Source organism: Gilvimarinus gilvus (genome assembly GCF_030518155.1).
Taxonomy (GTDB): domain Bacteria; phylum Pseudomonadota; class Gammaproteobacteria; order Pseudomonadales; family Cellvibrionaceae; genus Gilvimarinus; species Gilvimarinus gilvus.
In genome coordinates, this window is record NZ_JAULRU010000118.1 from 1 (window position 1) to 321 (window position 321).

Consider the following 321-nt stretch of genomic DNA (forward strand, 5'->3'; position numbering starts at 1 on the left):
TGGCCCTACGGGAGAGCCTGCACTGATAGATCCCTCGGTCTATTATGGCTGGGCAGAGGCAGAGTTGGCGATGACCCTGATGTTTGGTGGATTCAGTCAGCGTTTTTATCAGGCTTATCAATTTAACAGCGATATTCAGTCTGATTGGCGTTCCCGGAGTGATCTTTATAATCTCTATCACTATCTGAACCATTTGTTACTATTTGGCGAGGCTTATCACCGTGATGTTGAGCGCATAGTGAAGTACTATAGCGGCTAAATATTAAGTATTAATGTTCAGGTTATTTATGAGTCAATCCGATCAGGGCGATTTTAAAGCCC

Annotated in this window: 1 protein-coding gene; it reads left to right on the forward strand. The window is 43.9% G+C overall.

The genetic code is table 11. The annotated features are described in order from the left end of the window. The coding region (locus tag QWI17_RS00665) for a fructosamine kinase family protein (protein WP_302720567.1) at nt 1–259 on the forward strand (259 nt) is incomplete at its 5' end. Nucleotides 260–321 lie beyond the last annotated feature (62 nt).